16 protein-coding genes, 1 other RNA gene and 1 pseudogene are annotated in these 17008 nt (G+C 60.8%); 11 read left to right on the plus strand and 7 right to left on the minus strand.

Going from position 1 to position 17008, the window contains the following annotated elements; all coding sequences use genetic code 11:
* Positions 1 to 108: 108 nt before the first annotated feature.
* From U5L73_RS04705 to U5L73_RS04720, 4 genes are all read left to right on the plus strand, one after another.
* Positions 109 to 1086, plus strand: coding sequence for a LysR substrate-binding domain-containing protein (locus U5L73_RS04705; RefSeq protein WP_322561259.1), 978 nt, complete (start codon positions 109 to 111; stop codon positions 1084 to 1086).
* A 106-nt stretch (positions 1087 to 1192) separates the two neighbouring features.
* Positions 1193 to 2104, plus strand: coding sequence for an amino acid ABC transporter substrate-binding protein (locus U5L73_RS04710; RefSeq protein ID WP_322561260.1), 912 nt, complete (start codon positions 1193 to 1195; stop codon positions 2102 to 2104).
* A 52-nt stretch (positions 2105 to 2156) separates the two neighbouring features.
* On the plus strand, positions 2157 to 3203 hold the full coding sequence (pyrC, locus tag U5L73_RS04715) for a dihydroorotase (protein ID WP_322561261.1): 1047 nt from the start codon (positions 2157 to 2159) through the stop codon (positions 3201 to 3203).
* The gene (locus U5L73_RS04720; RefSeq protein WP_322561262.1) at positions 3188 to 3934 is read left to right on the plus strand and encodes a DUF3025 domain-containing protein; all 747 of its coding nucleotides are present in this window, start codon (positions 3188 to 3190) and stop codon (positions 3932 to 3934) included. The genes pyrC and U5L73_RS04720 overlap by 16 nt, the downstream gene beginning before the upstream one ends.
* Here U5L73_RS04720 and U5L73_RS04725 read toward each other — a convergent pair.
* Entirely contained in the window at positions 3918 to 4919 is a 1002-nt protein-coding gene (locus U5L73_RS04725; RefSeq protein WP_322561263.1) for a Bug family tripartite tricarboxylate transporter substrate binding protein, read from the minus strand. The two genes, U5L73_RS04720 and U5L73_RS04725, sit on opposite strands and share 17 nt — an antisense overlap.
* A gap of 196 nt (positions 4920 to 5115) precedes the next feature.
* Between U5L73_RS04725 and htpX the strand changes: the two genes are divergently transcribed.
* Complete coding sequence (gene htpX, locus U5L73_RS04730; RefSeq protein WP_322561264.1) at positions 5116 to 5994, plus strand: protease HtpX; 879 nt, start codon at positions 5116 to 5118, stop codon at positions 5992 to 5994.
* 116 nt (positions 5995 to 6110) lie between these two features.
* Positions 6111 to 6740 (plus strand): annotated as a pseudogene (locus U5L73_RS04735) (LysE family transporter).
* 6 nt (positions 6741 to 6746) lie between these two features.
* Here the strand turns inward: U5L73_RS04735 and U5L73_RS04740 are convergent.
* The 5 genes from U5L73_RS04740 to U5L73_RS04760 all read right to left on the minus strand — a co-directional run bounded on the left by U5L73_RS04740 (position 6747) and on the right by U5L73_RS04760 (position 11291).
* A complete protein-coding gene (locus U5L73_RS04740) occupies positions 6747 to 8210 on the minus strand; it encodes a methyl-accepting chemotaxis protein (RefSeq protein ID WP_322561265.1) in 1464 nt (487 codons plus the stop codon).
* A 7-nt stretch (positions 8211 to 8217) separates the two neighbouring features.
* A complete protein-coding gene (locus tag U5L73_RS04745; RefSeq protein ID WP_322561266.1) occupies positions 8218 to 8358 on the minus strand; it encodes an MCP four helix bundle domain-containing protein in 141 nt (46 codons plus the stop codon).
* 135 nt (positions 8359 to 8493) lie between these two features.
* Positions 8494 to 10293: an NAD(P)/FAD-dependent oxidoreductase gene (locus U5L73_RS04750; protein WP_322561267.1), complete on the minus strand. Its 1800-nt coding sequence runs from the start codon at positions 10291 to 10293 to the stop codon at positions 8494 to 8496.
* Positions 10294 to 10343: 50 nt separating this feature from the next.
* On the minus strand, positions 10344 to 10730 hold the full coding sequence (locus U5L73_RS04755) for a helix-turn-helix domain-containing protein (protein WP_322561268.1): 387 nt from the start codon (positions 10728 to 10730) through the stop codon (positions 10344 to 10346).
* 18 nt (positions 10731 to 10748) lie between these two features.
* Positions 10749 to 11291 carry a hypothetical protein gene (locus U5L73_RS04760; protein WP_322561269.1) on the minus strand — a complete coding sequence of 181 codons (543 nt, stop codon included), beginning with the start codon at positions 11289 to 11291 and terminating at the stop codon, positions 10749 to 10751.
* A 165-nt stretch (positions 11292 to 11456) separates the two neighbouring features.
* Between U5L73_RS04760 and eat the strand changes: the two genes are divergently transcribed.
* Genes eat through eutC form a run of 3 tightly spaced genes read left to right on the plus strand, consistent with a single transcriptional unit; the run spans position 11457 to position 15125 of the window.
* Complete coding sequence (gene eat / locus U5L73_RS04765) at positions 11457 to 12851, plus strand: ethanolamine permease (RefSeq protein WP_322561270.1); 1395 nt, start codon at positions 11457 to 11459, stop codon at positions 12849 to 12851.
* 40 nt (positions 12852 to 12891) lie between these two features.
* On the plus strand, positions 12892 to 14292 hold the full coding sequence (locus tag U5L73_RS04770; protein ID WP_322561271.1) for an ethanolamine ammonia-lyase subunit EutB: 1401 nt from the start codon (positions 12892 to 12894) through the stop codon (positions 14290 to 14292).
* An 8-nt stretch (positions 14293 to 14300) separates the two neighbouring features.
* A complete protein-coding gene (eutC, locus tag U5L73_RS04775; RefSeq protein WP_322561272.1) occupies positions 14301 to 15125 on the plus strand; it encodes an ethanolamine ammonia-lyase subunit EutC in 825 nt (274 codons plus the stop codon).
* 21 nt (positions 15126 to 15146) lie between these two features.
* Here eutC and cysK read toward each other — a convergent pair whose 3' ends face one another.
* On the minus strand, positions 15147 to 16064 hold the full coding sequence (cysK, locus tag U5L73_RS04780; RefSeq protein WP_322561273.1) for a cysteine synthase A: 918 nt from the start codon (positions 16062 to 16064) through the stop codon (positions 15147 to 15149).
* A 116-nt stretch (positions 16065 to 16180) separates the two neighbouring features.
* Between cysK and rnpB the strand changes: the two genes are divergently transcribed.
* Positions 16181 to 16525: RNase P RNA component class A (gene rnpB, locus U5L73_RS04785), an RNA gene on the plus strand.
* A 49-nt stretch (positions 16526 to 16574) separates the two neighbouring features.
* Positions 16575 to 17003 (plus strand): CBS domain-containing protein, encoded by a 429-nt coding sequence (locus U5L73_RS04790; RefSeq protein ID WP_313875069.1) that lies wholly within the window; start codon positions 16575 to 16577, stop codon positions 17001 to 17003.
* Positions 17004 to 17008: the final 5 nt, after the last annotated feature.

The following is a 17008-nucleotide window of genomic DNA, read 5'->3' on the forward strand; positions in this document are numbered from 1 at the left end:
CTCGCATGGGTATTGGCAGCGTTCGGTCAACCTTTAATGCTGGCAAGTTGTAGGGCTGGTTTGCCGAGCCAATGGCCAATCCATGCGTTTCACGCATAATCCGCGCCCATGGAAACCAAATGGCTCGAAGACTTCGTGTCTCTGGCTGAAACCCGGAGTTTCAGCCGCTCTGCGCAACTGCGCCACGTCACCCAACCCGCGTTCTCTCGTCGCATTCAGTCGCTAGAGGCTTGGGCGGGCACTGACCTAGTGGACCGCAGCAGCTACCCGACCCGGCTGACACCGGCGGGTGAAACGCTCTACGATCAGTCTCTGGAGGTGCTGCAGGCCCTGCAAAGCACCCGCGCCATGCTGCGCGGGCATACGACTGCCGCCCAAGACGTTGTGGAATTTGCGGTGCCGCACACGCTGGCGTTTACGTTTTTTCCGGCGTGGGTGTCTGAGTTGCGCGAGAAGTTCGGCCCCATGAAGAGCCGGCTGATTGCACTGAATGTGCACGACGCGGTGATGCGCCTGGTGGAGGGCAGCTGCGACTTGCTGATCGCCTATCACCACCCCTCCCAGCCTTACCAGTTGGATGCGGACCGCTATGAGATGGTCAGCCTGGGCGAAGAGATCGTGGCCCCGTACTCCAAGCCGGATGCCGATGGCAACCCCCTGTTCTGCTTGCCGGGCAAACTGGGCCAGCCTTTGCCCTATCTGGGCTATGCACCCGGCGCCTATCTGGGCCAGATGGTGGAACTCATCTTGAAGCAGGCAGACGCTCCGATCCACTTCAACCGTGTGTATGAGACCGATATGGCTGAAGGCCTCAAGGCCATGGCGCTGGAGGGGCATGGCGTCGCCTTTTTGCCGCACAGTGCGGTTAAGAAAGACCTGCGTGCCAAAAAGCTGGTCAGTGCCTTGCCGGCGCACATGAAAAGTCTGCAAATCACCATGGAGGTGCGCGCCTACCGCGAGCGTTTGGCCTTGCGGGAGACCGGCCGTGGGCTAAGCGCCGCCCAGCGCGCCCACACGCGAGCGCCCAAAGGCTCTGCGCAAGCCCTGTGGGACTACCTGCACGCCCAAGGCAGCATGCCGGCCTGATAGTTGCTTGCCCCCGTAGTGCCGCTTATCGCTGCCACAAGCTGAAAGCGGCACCTCGGGGTAAGGTGCAAGTCCTGCCCTCATTCTTTATGTCGTTGGAGTTGACATGATCTTTCGTCCTGTGCGGGATGCCGCAAAAGCCATTTGTCTATTAGCTTGCCTGGGCGCCACTTTTTGGGGTGGCGGGGCGAACGCCGCAGGCGTGCTCGACCGGGTGGGGGCCGGTGGCAAGCTGGTGATTGGCCACCGCGAATCCTCTATCCCGTTTTCGTATGTCGATGCCGACAAAAAGCCGGTCGGCTACGCCGTCGATTTATGCCTCAAGCTGGCCGACGCGGTACGCAAGAAGACCGGTGCCAAGAGCATGCAGGTCGACATGGTGCCGGTCACCTCTGCCAACCGCATCGCCATGGTGGCTGAGGGCAAGGTAGATCTTGAGTGCGGCTCCACTACCAACAATGCGGAGAGGCGTGAGAAGGTGTCCTTCACAGTGCCGCACTTCATCACCGGCGCCCGTTTGCTGGTGCGCTCGAATGCCCGGGTCGACCGGATTGAAGATTTAGAGGGGAAGAAACTGGTCTCCACCAAAGGAACGACGCCGCTCAAAGCCGCGGAACAAGCCAACCGTGAGCGACTCCTGGGGATCACGATTCTGGAGGCACCTGACCATGCCAAGGCGGTCGAGATGGTTGAAAAAGGCGATGCTCATGCGTTCGTCATGGATGACGTATTGCTCTACGGCCTGGCCGCCAATCGCCCCAAGCCCGATGCCCTGAAGGTGGTGGGCAAGTTTTTGACGACTGAGCCCTTGGCCATCATGATGTCCAAGAATGATCCGGAGTTCAAAAAGCTGGTCGACGAAGAAATGCGCAGGCTGATCGTCAGCAAAGAGATACAGCCGGTCTACGACAAATGGTTTTTGAAGCCGATTCCGCCCAACGACAAGGCCCTGAATCTGCCGGTGAGCTATTTGCTGCGCGATTTCTGGAAGTACCCCAGCGACTTTGTGCCGTTCTGAGCGGTAGTGCGGCCTCTGAAACAGGCCGGCGGGTTTTGGGACAATAGCGGACATGACCTCCACCGCCACTCCCCAATCCCTCACCATTACCCGCCCTGACGATTGGCACTTGCATGTGCGCGACGGTGCCGCCCTGAGCACCGTGGTGCCGCACACGGCTGCACAGTTCGGCCGCGCGATCATCATGCCCAACCTCAAGCCGCCGGTGACCACTGCCGAGCAGGCGTTGGCTTACAAGTCGCGTATCCAGGCTGCGGTGGCCGCTGGTGTGCAGTTCGAGCCCTTGATGACGCTCTACCTCACCGATAACCTGCCCGCCGACGAAATCGCCCGCGCGAAAGACGCCGGTGTCGTGGCTGCCAAGCTTTACCCCGCAGGCGCCACCACTAACAGCGACGCCGGTGTGACCGATTTGCGCAAAACTTACAAGACGCTGGAGGCCATGCAAAAGGCCGGTCTGTTGCTCTTGGTGCACGGCGAAGTGACCAGCAGCGACATTGACCTGTTCGACCGTGAAGCGGTGTTCATCGACACTCAGCTGATCCCGCTGCGCCGCGATTTTCCGGAGCTGAAAATTGTGTTCGAGCACATCACCACCCTCGAGGCCGCGCAATACGTGCAGGCGGCAGATCGCTTCACGGCGGCCACCATCACCGCCCACCACCTGCTCTACAACCGCAATGCCATCTTTACCGGAGGTATCCGTCCGCACTACTACTGCCTGCCGGTTTTGAAGCGTGAGACCCACCGCCAGGCGCTGGTCAAGGCGGCGACCAGCGGCTCCCCCAAGTTCTTCTTGGGCACAGACAGCGCCCCCCACCCGGCACACCTCAAGGAGCACGCCAGTGGCTGCGCCGGCTGCTACACCGCACATGCCGCCATGGAGCTATACGCGCAGGCATTTGATGCCGCGGGCGCGCTCGACCAGCTCGAAGGGTTTGCCAGCTTCCATGGCGCAGACTTTTACAGCCTGCCCCGCAACAAAGGCAGCATCACGCTGCACCGCGAAACCTGGACGCCGCCCGAGAGCTTTGCTTTCGGCGAAACCACCCTCAAGCCGCTGGCCGCAGGCGAAGCATTGCAGTGGCGTTTGGTCTAGAAGCCATTGACTGGGCTGCGCCGTGGCTTTCGCCCTGGCGCGGCGTGGGCGAGCGCGTTGCGCAAAGCGTGGACGCCGGACAAACCGTCGCCCAGGCCCTGAACGCCCAAGGTATTGCCCCGGTGCGCTTTATTCCGCAAAATGAGCTGCCATCGGGCACTGCCTATGAGCAGCATATTTTTGATACCGGTGGCGTGCCCACGCGGGATGGCCTGCACGACTTCTTCAATGGGTTGTGCTGGATGCACTTCCCGCTCGCCAAACAAAAACTCAACCGTCTTCAGGCCGAGCAGATCGCCCAGACCGGCATCCAGCCGGTGCGCGGCCCGGCGCGGGACGCACTCACGGTGTTTGATGAAAACGCGGCACTGCTGATTGCGCCCGATGCCCTGTGGGATGCGCTCGCCGCCAAAGATTGGGCGCGCCTGTTTGGCCCTTTGCGCCCCCTGTGGGCCGAGGCGACCCTGATCCTCTTTGGTCATGCCTTGCTCGAAAAACTGGTTTGCCCACGAAAACCGATCACAGCCCACGTATTCCGTGCGCAGTTAGCTACTAATTCGATAGCGGATTTGGATGCATGGTTGGCCGGCGCTTTGAGTGCCCCCATGCTGGCCGCCAAGCCCTTTGCCCACTTGCCGGTGCTGGGCGTGCCGGGCTGGTGGCCGGGCAACACACTGCCCGGTTTCTACGAAGACACCAGTGTCTTCCGGCCGCTCAGGCCTTCAGCTTGAGCAGGTGCACCATCACCCGTGCGGTGGTCTGGTCAAAGTCAATTTGCGAGTGGAAGTCTTTGCCGGCGAGCCAGGAGGCGTCCCAGCGGTTTTGCTTGAGCGTGGTTTTCCACTCTTCGTGCTGGGTCGCCAGGCGGATCGCCTCCACCATCGCGCGCTGCCGTGCGACCGGCACTGCTTGGCCGGTGAATACGCCTCGCCAGTTGGCCATATCGAGTTGCAGGCCTTGATCGCGCATAGACGGAATGCCGAACGAGGATTTGCGTGATGACACGCCGATCGCCCGCAACTGGCCGCTGGCAATCTGTGCGCTGAACTCGCTGAAGCCGGAGACGCCAATGGTCGCCTTGCCCGACAGCACAGCGGCCGCCACCTCGGTGCCGCCCGCAAACGGCAGGTAGACCAAATCCTCAGGGTTGGCGCCGGTGGCACGGGCGAAAACGCCAGCAAAAATGTGGTCAACCCCACCAGCCGAGCCGCCCGCCACGGGCACTGCTTTCAGTGACGCTTTCATGGCGGCCGAGAGGTCGGTCGCGGTTTTAATCGGCGAGTTGGCAGCCACCACCATAACCAGGTAGTCGCTGGTGAGCCGGGCCAACGGAGCCAGCACGCCCATGTCAACGGCCGGCTTTTGCAGCGCCATGGCACCCACCATGACGGTGCCGCCCATGATCAGGGTATAGGGGTCTGCCGCGTACTTCTCCGCGTAGTAGGCCAGGCCGAGCGTGCCACCCTTGCCGCCTTTGTTTTCGTATTCAATGCTGTCGACGCTGCCTGTTGTGAGCAGGGCGCTGCCTAAGGCTCGCCCCGTCTGGTCCCAGCCACCACCTGCATTGGCTGGAATCACAATCCGCAGCTTCTGTGACAGCTTGCTTGCGGGCGTGGTCTTGGCGCTCGCGGCTTTGGCCGTCTGTGCAAAGCTTGTCGTGGTGGCCAAGAGGGTGGCACTTGCAGCGAGGAGGGTGCGACGGTTGATCGAGTGCATAGAGGGGCGTGTGGGGGTGGAGCCCGCTATTCTCACCGCTTCAAGTGGGTTGGGGATCTCATTACTTTGTAAAAAAGTTGCAGTTCAGAATGCCCATAAACTTCATGGGTTCAAGCTGCGGGGTGCTTGAATTCACGCCTCGCGCCCCTACTATCTGCATCAACGGCCCGTCATGGGCGCTTTTCCGAGAGAAACCATGAAACGCATTTTTCTGTTTATTTTGACCAACGTGCTAGTGGTCGCTGTGCTCGGCGTTGTCGCCAGTTTGTTGGGCGTGAACAGGTTTTTGACCTCCAATGGCCTGAACCTCGGCGCCCTGCTGGGTTTCGCCCTGATCATGGGCTTTGGTGGCGCCATCATCTCTTTGCTGATCAGTAAGCCCATGGCCAAGTGGACTTCGGGTGTGCAAATCATCGAGCAGCCCCGCAATGCCGACGAGGCGTGGATTGTGGACACCGTGCGCAAGTTTGCTGACAAGGCCGGCATCGGCATGCCCGAAGTTGGCATTTTCGAAGGCGAACCCAACGCGTTCGCCACAGGCGCGTTCAAAAACAGCGCACTCGTCGCTGTATCGACGGGTTTGCTGCGTGGCATGACCCGCGACGAAATTGAAGCCGTGATCGGCCACGAAGTGGCGCACATCGCCAATGGCGACATGGTCACCATGACCCTGATTCAGGGCGTGATGAATACGTTTGTGGTGTTTATCAGCCGCATCGTCGGATACGCGGTGGACAGCTTCTTGCGCAAGAACGACGAGCAGAGTAGCGGCCCGGGCATCGGCTACTACGTCACGACCATCGTGATGGACATCGTGCTCGGCTTTGCAGCCGCCATGGTGGTGGCTTGGTTCAGTCGTCAGCGCGAGTTCCGTGCCGATGCGGGTGCCGCCCAGTTGATGGGCCGCAAGCAGCCCATGATGAACGCCCTGGCCCGCCTGGGTGGTATGACTCCCGGCGAGCTGCCCAAGAGCGTTGCTGCTATGGGCATTGCGGGCGGCATCGGTCAATTGTTCTCCACCCACCCGCCCATTGAGCAGCGCATTGCGGCTCTGCAAGCTAATAACGGGCAGTAACCCCGACAGCGTTCGGCGCTGTATCTCTTGAACCAACCCCTTGCCGCTATGTGCGCCAAGGGGTTTTGTTCGTCTTGCGTGCTACAAATGCGTATTGCATTTCACCGATCCGCACTATGGAACTCGCTACCTGGCTCGCTTTCTTTGCCGCTTCTTGGGCTATCAGCATCTCGCCGGGGGCAGGTGCGGTGGCTGCCATGAGTGCCGGGCTGAACCATGGGTTCCGGCGCGGCTACATCACCACTCTGGGGCTGGTGCTGGGCATCTGGACGCAGATTGTGGTGGTGGGAGTCGGGTTGGGAGCGGTGGTTGCCGCCAGCAGCACGGCGTTTCTGCTCATCAAATGGGCCGGGGTGGCGTATCTGGTGTAGCTGGGTATCCAGCAGTGGCGAGCGCCCGCGGTGCCGTTGGCTACTCAGGCTGAAGAGGCACCGATGGTCGCCGCGCGCACCATGATCTTTCGGGCGTGGGTTATCAACGCGCTGAACCCGAAGGGCACAGTTTTTCTGCTGGCCGTGATGCCGCAGTTTTTGAATCTTGCAGAGCCGCTACTGCCGCAATACCTCGTCATCGCAGCCACACTGGCCTTTACCGATCTGGTCGTGATGGCCGGCTATACCGCGCTGGCCGCCCGGGTGCTGCGCGCACTCAAGTCCGAGTCGCACCTCAAGGTCATGAACCGGGTGTTCGGCGGTCTGTTTGTGGCCGCAGGCACCCTGCTAGCGTTGTTCAAACGAACCGCTTAAGCCGTGTCAGGCTGCGAGTTGCAATAACCCTGCGTTGTCTGGCAAGCGGTTCTGCTCAATCCGGAACATGCTCACCACCTCCTTCAGTCGGGCCGCTTGGTGCCGCAGGCTGTCGGCAGCGGCCGCGCTTTCCTCTACCAGCGCGGAGTTCTGCTGTGTTACCTGATCGAGCTGCATGATGGCCTCGCTGATTTGAGTGAAGCCTGCGTTTTCCTCAGCAGTAGCGGCAGAGACTTGGTTCATCAGTTCATTGACCCGTTGCACGCGCCCCACGATGCCTTGCACCGATTCGCCCGCCAATTGGGCCTGCTGCTCTCCATTGCTCACGCGGCTGATGCTGTCACCGATCAGGGTTTTGATTTCTTTAGCCGCCTCGGCGCTGCGCTGTGCCAGGCTGCGAACCTCCGAAGCCACCACGGCGAACCCGCGGCCTTGTTCACCAGCCCGGGCTGCCTCCACCGCTGCATTCAATGCAAGGATGTTGGTTTGGAAGGCAATGCCATCAATCACCCCGATGATCTCGCTGATCTTGCGCGAGGACTGGGCAATAGATTGCATGGTGTGCACCATCGCGTCCACATGGTGACCGCTTTGCAGGGCGGCGTTCGAGGTCTCATTGGCCATGGCACTGGCCTCACGGGTGTGCTCTGCATTCAGTTTGACTGCGCTGGCGATTTCCTCGGTGGAGGCCGCGGTCTCTTTCAGATTACTGGCTTGCTGCTCCGTGCGTGCACTCAACTCCGCTGTGCCGGAGGCAATCTGTTCTGAGGCAGAGGCCACATGTTCGCTGCACGCGTGCACCATACCCGCCATCTGTGTCAGGTTGGACTTCATGCGCAGCATGGCAGAAACCACGCTGTCTTGTGGCAACGTTTTAGTGCCGATCGCAACCGTCAGGTCCCCTTGTGCGATAGCGTTGGCGACGCGCACAACCTCAGAGGGCTCGCCGCCGAGTTGGCGTGTCAGGCTGCGGGTGATGACGGTAGCGACCCCTACTGCCGCAAGTAAAGCAAGGACGGAGAGTACTAAGTTCGTCTGAACGGCCGCTACGCCTTCCGCTTTGGCGAGTTGCCCATCAAGCGCAATCATTTTTGACTGACTCGCCAGCAGGGCATCGGAGGCGGCGGTCAGCTTGCTGAGCGGGCCCTGCACACTCTTGACCAGGTACTCACCTGCCTCTTGTGTATTGCCTGTTTGGATGCGCTTGACGGCTTCGTCTCTGACAGCATTGAAAGCAATCAACGCCTCTTCAACGGTTTTTAAAAGTTCCAGCTCTTTAGGGTTGACGATGGTTTTCTTTAACTTTCCAAACGCATCGTCCGCAGCCTTTTGGCCTTGGGCGACCCGACTCAGGGTGTAACTCGCTTCTTCCGCATTGCCTATGGCCAACCCGACCACAGCAGCCCGCATAGTGCGAACCTGCACATTGATGCCCAGTTGCAGCTCGGCGGCAAGGATCACCTTGACCACGCTTTCATCACACGATGTGATTGACGTTGTCGTTGATGTTGCCTATCCGGTAAATGGCAGTGCCACCAATGACCAGAAGCAATGCGATCAGCAGACCGAAGCCTGCGGCCAGCTTGGTGCTGACTTTCCACGAACCAAATGTTGGCATGGCGCCCTCCCTGTTTTTGTAAGCACATGCTAGGCCTTGTGCTGCCAAAGTGGGAAGTCCCTAAACCTTAAAAGGTCTGATTCGTGTGCGCTTGCGGTTGCAGCCGCCAGCGGGGCGCGGCCAGGCCGGTCGGATTTAACGCAACATATCCAAGGCCAGTGCCTCCGCCACTTTGATGCCATCTACGCCAGCCGACAGAATGCCGCCGGCATAGGAGGCGCCTTCGCCTGCGGGGTAGAGGCCGCGCACATTGGTGCACTGCAGGTCCTCGCCGCGCGGAATCTTGATGGGGCTGGAGGTGCGGGTTTCCACACCCGTCAGCACCGCATCGGCCATGTCAAAGCCTTTGATCTTGCGGCCGAATACCGGTAATGCCTCGCGCATGGCTTCAATGGCGTAGGCAGGTAGGGCGGGGGCCAAGTCGCCCAGTTTGACGCCCGGTTTGTACGACGGCGTGACGCTACCGAATTCGGTGGAGGGCTTGGCCGCAATAAAGTCGCCCACCAGTTGGCCGGGCGCCTCGTAGGTGCTGCCGCCCAAGGTGTAGGCGCCGCTTTCAAGCTGGCGTTGCAAAGCGATGCCCGACATCGGGTGAGCGGCCTTCGGGTCTTTGGCCTTCAGGGCTAGGGCTTCTTCTGCATAGCGCTTGCCGCGCTCGGGGCCGAATGCGTGCACAAAAGCGGCCTCGCTGTCCGGGTAGTCGGGCGGGTCGATGCCCACCACCATGCCGGCGTTGGCATTGCGTTCGGCGCGTGAGTATTGGCTCATGCCATTGGTGACCACGCGCTCCGGCTCGCTGGTGGCGGCAACCACCGTGCCGCCCGGGCACATGCAAAAGCTGTATACCGCTCGCCCGTTGGCGGCGTGGTGCACCAGTTTGTAGTCGGCAGCACCCAGCAGCGGATGGCCTGCGTGGCGGCCCCAGCGGGCGCGGTCGATCACGCTTTGCGGGTGCTCGATGCGAAAGCCCACAGAAAACGGCTTGGACTGCATGGCGACTCCGCGCTCGTACAGCATGGCAAAAGTGTCGCGCGCACTGTGGCCCAAGGCCATGACCACATGGCTTGTGGGCAACTCATGCACACTGCCATCTTGAAGGTTTTCGACCTCTAGCCCCCAAACTGATTGCGCAGAGTGCTCCTTATTTAGTAGCAAATTGTTGACGCGCTGCTCAAAACGGATTTCGCCGCCCAGGGCAATGATTTGCTCGCGGATACCCTCCACCACCTTCACCAACTTGAAGGTGCCGATGTGCGGGTGCGCCTCATAAAGGATTTCGGAGGGGGCACCGTGCTGCACAAATTCGTGCATCACCTTGCGGCCCAGAAAACGGGGGTCTTTGATCTGGCTGTAAAGCTTGCCATCAGAAAAGGTGCCAGCGCCGCCTTCTCCGAACTGCACATTGCTCTCGGGTTTGAGTGTTTTTTTGCGCCATAGGCCCCAGGTGTCTTTGGTGCGCTGGCGCACGGTAGTGCCGCGCTCCAACACGATAGGTTTGAAACCCATTTGGGCCAGCACCAGCGCGGCGAACATGCCGCAAGGCCCGAAGCCCACCACGACCGGTCGCAGGGGCATGCCTGCGGGAGCCTGGGCCACCATGTGGTAGGCCATGTCGGGCGTGGCACTGATGTGCGGATGGTTGGCGTGCCGGATCAGCAAGGCGGCTTCCTGCGCCGTGTCTGCCAGTGTCAGGTCTACGATGTAGACCGCCAGCAGGTCGACCTTGCGAGCGTCAAAGCTTCGCTTGAAGATACGCAGGTCGGCGATGTCGGTGTTTGCAATGCCCAGCGCCTCGGCGGCCAACGTGTGCAGTGCCTCCACCGGGTGGGCCACGGGGGCGCGGTCGGCCTCGTTTTCTGCGGGTGCATCCGCCGCGCGGCGTGCCTCCACGGGCAGGGCGGAAAGGGGGAGTTTGAGTTCGGTAATTCGGATCATGGCACGGGCTCGTGGTTATCAAGCAAGGCCATGATTTTACGCGGGTCGGGTCAATGCAGTCCGGTGCGTTGGGTGGCGGAGGGGCTGTAGCCGAAGAGTTTGCGATAGTCGCTCGCAAACTGGCTGAAGTGCCAGAAGTTCCAGTCAGCAGCCACGTCGCGCACCGTCGCGCTTGGGTTGCTGCGCAAGTCGCGTCGCGCGCCATTGAGGCGCAAGATGCGCAGCGTTTGCACCGGCGTCATGCCCAGCACATCTTCAAAACAATACTGCAGGGTGCGTCGGCTCACATGCAGTTGCTCACACAAGTCGGGCACGGTCACGCTTTGGTCGTGATGGGCCAGCAGATAGTCCCGCGCTGCAGCCACGATGCGCTGGCGGCGGCTAAAGCTGTCGCGCACCCCGGTATCCACCACGCTGGTATCTAGCAAGGGCAGCAAGGCTTCAAGGGCATGGGTTTACGCGTGCTCCGGATCGGCTGGTACCCCGTGATCGGGTTGCAGCAGTGCACTCAAGGTGTGCAGGCACTGCTTCAGTGCAGCCGCCGAGGGGTGCAGTATTTCGGCGGCCTGTAGCCGGCTCCAGTCCACATCAAAGCCCAGTGCTTGGGCGGCGCTGTGCAGGGTGTCTTGTCGCACCACCAGGCCGAAGATGGTGTAGTCGGCGGGCGTCACCAGCTCAAACTCTTGGTGACCTGGGCGCACCAGCACACTGTGGGGGGCCACCGTGCGCCCGTTGATACGGGTGATGTCCGCCGAGAACGGAAGCCCAAACCACATGGCATCAGGCCACACGCAGCAGGACTGCCGCATGCCCTGGCTGGTGCTCTCGCGAAACACCTGCATCTCGGGGAGCTGGATTTCCTCCAGGAGCCCGTGGAAGGTGCCGCAGGTGGTCTGGTCGTAGCACTGCTCCCAGTTGGTGAGGTTGGCGGCGTGCTCGTCCGCATCGCGGGCCTCGACGACGCGCAGACCGGCTGCAGTGTGGGGTATGGGGTTCATGAAGCTTTTCTCCCGTGATGCAGTCCGGGTTCGCACCGTCCAGGTGCGCGCCGCAAGTCTGCCGATTTTTGATACCAGCTTATGGCGGGACTGCCTACATTCACACCAAGCAAACCCTATGCCGAGCCGCATCGGACCTTGACTCAACCTTGTTGGAGAACCCACATGTCATCTGCACATTCCACGGGCGTGCATACGCTCAAACCGGTGCTCAGCACCCTGCAACTCTGGGGCATCGCCGTGGGGCTGGTGATCTCCGGTGAATATTTCGGCTGGAGTTTTGGCTGGGCGTCCGCCGGTACCTTGGGCTTCACGGTCACCGCGCTCTTCATCGCGGCGATGTACACCACGTTCATCTTCAGCTTCACCGAGCTGACCACAGCCATCCCCCATGCTGGCGGCCCCTTTGCCTACAGCAAGCGGGCTTTCGGCCCCACCGGTGGCTATCTGGCCGGTGCGGCTACCTTGGTGGAGTTCGTGTTCGCTCCGCCTGCCATTGCGCTCGCGATTGGTGCCTACCTGAATGTGCAGTTCCCATCGCTGGACCCCAAGCTGGCAGCGCTGGGTGCCTACCTGGTATTCATGACGCTCAACATCGTGGGGGTGCAGATTGCTGCCACCTTTGAGTTGGTGATCACTGTCATCGCCATCTTTGAATTGCTGGTGTTCATGGGTGTGGTGTCCCCGGGCTTCTCCATGGCCAACTTCACCAAAGGCGGCTGGGCGGGTAGCGATGATTTCAGCTGGGCTGCGATTCCCGGCATGTTTGCCGCCATCCCGTTTGCGATCTGGTTCTTTTTGGCGATTGAAGGCGTAGCTATGGCCGCTGAAGAAGCCAAAGACCCCAAGCGCTCGATTCCGATTGCCTACATCACCGGCATTCTGACGCTGGTGTTCCTGGCCGTGGGCGTGATGGTGTTTGCCGGTGGTGCCGGCGACTGGACCAAGCTGGCCAACATCAATGACCCGCTGCCCCAAGCGATGAAACTCATCGTCGGCGAAAACAGCGGCTGGTTGCACATGCTGGTGTGGCTGGGCCTGTTCGGTCTGGTGGCGTCGTTCCACGGCATCATCTTGGGTTACTCGCGCCAGATCTTTGCGCTTGCCCGTGAGGCTTATCTGCCTGCTTACTTTGCCAAGGTGCATCCGCGCTTCAAGACCCCGCACCGCGCCATCCTGGCCGGTGGTGTGGTCGGTATTGCGGCCATCTACAGCGACTCTTTCATCACGATCGGCGGCCAGTCTCTGACGGCGAATATCGTCACCATGTCGGTGTTCGGCGCCATCCTGATGTACATCCTGAGCATGCTCAGTGTGTTCAAGCTGCGCCGGTCCGAGCCTGCCATGGTGCGCCCTTTCCGTGCGCCGTTGTACCCCTTGTTTCCGGCGTTTGCCTTGTTCGGCGCGCTGGTGTGCATTGCCACCATGATCTATTACAACCCGCTCATCTTCGGCTTGTTTGTGGGCTTCTTGGTGTTGGGCTATGTCTACTTTAAGATGACTGGACAACAGCGCGCCGACGCCACGTTGGCAGGCATGAGCGCACCGGTTGCCAAGTAACCTGTCCTGTGCGATTCCAGTTTTTTGCGGATTCACTGACGTGCCAAGCCATCCTTATCAGCACACCGTTGCAAGCCATGTCTATGGCTTTCGGGACCTCAAAGACCTGATGGCCAAAGCCACGCCTTTGCGCTCGGGCGACTTGCTAGCCGGGGTGGCTGCACACACCGCGCAAGAGAGGGCGGCGGCGCAGATGGCATTGGCAGAGCTACCCTTGCGCACCTTCTTGACTGAAGCCTTGGTGCCCTACGAGTCGGACGAAGTCACCCGGTTGATTCTGGATACCCATAGTGCGCAAGCGTTTGCGCCAGTGAGCCATCTCACAGTGGGGGATTTCCGCAACTGGCTGCTTAGTGACGCGGCAAATACGGACGCCCTCACGGCACTGGCACCCGGCATCACACCTGAAATGGCGGCTGCGGTGAGCAAGCTCATGCGCAACCAGGACCTGATTCTGATAGCCAAGAAGTGCAGCGTGGTTACTGAATTTCGTAACACCATCGGCCTGCCTGGTCGCATGGCGACGCGGCTGCAGCCTAACCACCCCACCGATGACGCTACCGGCATCGCCGCCAGCCTGCTGGATGGCCTGCTCTACGGCAGCGGAGACGCGGTGATTGGCATCAACCCCGCCACCGACAACGTAGCGCAGGTGATGAAGCTGGTGCACATGATGGGCGACGTGATTGCGCGTTACGACATCCCGACCCAGAGTTGTGTGCTCACCCATGTGACCAACACCATCCAAGCCATTGAGCGCGGGGCACCGGTAGATCTGGTGTTCCAGTCCATAGGCGGTACCGAGGCGACCAACAGCAGCTTTGGTCTGAATCTCGCGTTGCTGGCCGAGGCACGCAGTGCGGCCCTCTCGCTGAACCGGGGCACGGTGGGCGACAACGTGATGTATTTTGAAACCGGGCAGGGCAGTGCCTTGTCGGCCAATGCGCACCACGGCATGGACCAGCAAACCTGCGAAGCGCGGGCCTATGCGGTGGCGCGTGCTTTCAAGCCCTTGTTAGTCAACACCATAGTGGGCTTCATTGGCCCGGAGTATTTGTTTGATGGCAAGCAGATCATCCGCGCCGGTCTGGAAGACCACTTCTGCGCCAAGCTGCTGGGTCTGCCCATGGGCTGCGATGTCTGCTACACCAACCACGCCGAGGCGGACCAGAACGACATGGACGTGCTGCTGACCCTGCTGGGGGCGGCAGGCTGCAACTTCGTGATGGGCATTCCGGGCTCGGACGACATCATGCTGAACTACCAGACCACCTCGTTCCACGACGCCTTGTATGCCCGCAAGGTGCTGGGCTTGCGGCCTGCGCCTGAATTCGAGGCCTGGTTGCAGCGTATGAATATTTTTCAGGGCCAGGGGGCCGACTTGGTGTTGCCGCCCGGACTACCTGCCGCGTTCGAGCAAGCCTTGTTGCCCTTGGCCTGAGGTGGGGCATGTCTGAAAAACAATCGCCGGTCACCGCCAACCCATGGGCGGCATTGCGCCAATTCACTGATGCCCGCATTGCATTGGGCCGCTCCGGTGTGAGCTTGCCCACGAGCGCACACCTTGCGTTCCAACTCGCCCACGCCCAGGCACGCGACGCCGTGCATCGCAGCTTGGATGGTTCGGCCTTGTCAGAGCAGCTGAGCGCTGCCTGGCCGGGTCTGTCGGGCTCTGTGCTCCAACTGCAGAGTGCGGCCACCGACCGCAACCTCTACCTGCAACGCCCCGACCTGGGGCGCAGGTTGGACATCGCTTCGCGCGACTTGTTGGCCCCTTCGGACAGCGATCTGGAGGAACGGCAGTTCGACGTAGCATTTGTGATCGCAGACGGCCTGTCGGCTTTGGCTATCGAGCAAAACGCGGCACCGTTCTTGGCGGCTTTGCACCATCGCATGACGGGCGAAGATTGGAAAGTCGCGCCCCTGAGTGTGGTGCGCCAAGCCCGTGTCGCCATCGGCGATGAAATCGGGCAGGCATTGGGTGCGAAGGCGGTGGTGGTACTGGTCGGGGAGCGCCCTGGCTTGAGCTCACCCGATAGCATGGGCCTGTACCTGACCTGGATGCCCCGCGTTGGGCTGACCGACGCGAGCCGCAACTGCATTTCCAATGTGCGGCCCGCTGGACTGGGCTATGACGAGGCAGCCCTGAAGCTGCACTACTTGCTCACCGAGTCCCGTCGCCGTCAGCTCTCCGGAGTGGAGCTGAAGGACGAAACCGCCACTACGGCGGCCACCGCCCTGAACTCGGGTCACGGCAACTTCCTGCTGAAGTAAGCCGCGGCCTTGTGTATGAGATCAGACGGGCAAGTAGCCTTCGACCGACAAGTAACGCTCGCCGGTATCGTAGTTAAAGCCCAGCACGGTGCTGCCTTCGGGGATCTCGGGCAGCTTCTGAGCAATGGCAGCTAAGGTTGCGCCGCTGGAAATGCCGACCAGCAAACCTTCTTCACGTGCGCTGCGGCGGCCGTATTCACGGGCTACTTCGGCTTCGACCTGGATCACACCATCCAGCAACTCGGTTTTCAAGTTCTTGGGGATAAAGCCAGCACCGATGCCCTGAATAGGGTGGGGCGCGGGCGCGCCACCGCTGATCACGGGCGATGCCGATGGCTCAACGGCAAACACCTTGAGCTGCGGCCACTTGGCTTTGAGCACTTGCGCCACACCACTCAGGTGACCGCCGGTGCCCACGCCGGTGATGATGTAGTCCACGCCATTGGGAAAGTCGTTGGCGATTTCCAGAGCCGTGGTGCGCACGTGCACATCGATATTGGCGGGATTTTCAAATTGTTGGGGAATCCAGGCGCCGGGGGTCTGGGCCTTGAGTTCTTCGGCGCGGGCGATGGCGCCTTTCATACCTTTCTCGCGCGGGGTCAGGTCGAAGCTGGCGCCGTAGGCCAGCATCAGGCGGCGGCGCTCGATGGACATGCTGTCGGGCATGACCAGGATCAGTTTGTAGCCTTTAACGGCCGCGACCAAGGCCAGGCCCACGCCGGTGTTGCCGGAGGTGGGCTCAATGATGGTGGCGCCGGGTTGCAGCGCGCCGCTGCGTTCTGCGTCTTCGATCATGGCCAAGGCGATGCGGTCCTTGATGGAGCCGCCCGGGTTGGTGCGCTCACTCTTTACATACACCTTGTGGCTGTTGCCGAACAGTTTGTTGATGCGGATGTGGGGCGTGTTGCCGATGGTTTGCAGGACGTTGTCGAATGCCATGGGGTGTCTCCGTGATGGGGTGTGCAGGTGATTATTTTGTGGCAAAGCCGTGAATTGCTAGCGACAGTTTGCACATATCGATATTCCGGCGCCGGCAGGCCCGATAATCGGAGGGTGAAGCCCGCCAGACCACCGCTGGTGCAATTTGGGAAACCAAGCACTGGAGGAACGTCCGGACTGCATAGGGCAGCGTAGCAGTTAACGACTGTCCACTGACAAGCCGGCCACGCAAGTGGCAGGCCCTAAGGTGAGGATTAGAGCAACAGAGACGAGCCGATTTAGTTCGGGTGAAACGGGCAATCTCTACGCGCAGCAATACCAAGTAGGCCAACGTTGACGGGGCCCCCGGAGTTGGCGGGTAGGTAGCATCGAGCCGTTTGGGTGACCAGCGGCCCAGAGTAATGGTGGTCACGTGGGGGAAACCCCATGCACAGAATCCGGCTTATCGGTGGGCTTCACACTTTATTTGTTGTATGGTCGAGTCTTCACAGTGTTTTTGGCGGAGGCTCTATGCGACCGATTCTGGAACTGTTGGAGAAACACGGGGGCTCTGTCTGGAGTCTGAACCCGGAAGACAGCGTCTACCAGGCGCTTGAAATGCTGGCGGACTGCAACGTCGGCGCGCTCATGGTGATGGACGGCGACAAGCTGGTTGGCATCTTCTCGGAGCGGGACTACACCCGCAAAATCGCGCTGGCAGGCCGATCCTCCAAAGACACCCAAGTGAAAGACATCATGACCTCGCAGGTCATGGTGGTCGGCCCCAAGACGCGCACCCAAGAGTGTATGGCCTTGATGAGCCAGAAAAAAATCCGCCACTTGCCGGTGGTCGACGGCACCAAGGTGCTGGGCATGATCTCTATCCGGGACTTGATGGACGACATCATCAAAGACCACGAACAGACGATCAGCCAACTGCAGAGCTACATCGCGAGTTGATCCGC

The organism is Rhodoferax sp., from assembly GCF_034520025.1.
Taxonomy (GTDB): domain Bacteria; phylum Pseudomonadota; class Gammaproteobacteria; order Burkholderiales; family Burkholderiaceae_C; genus Allorhodoferax.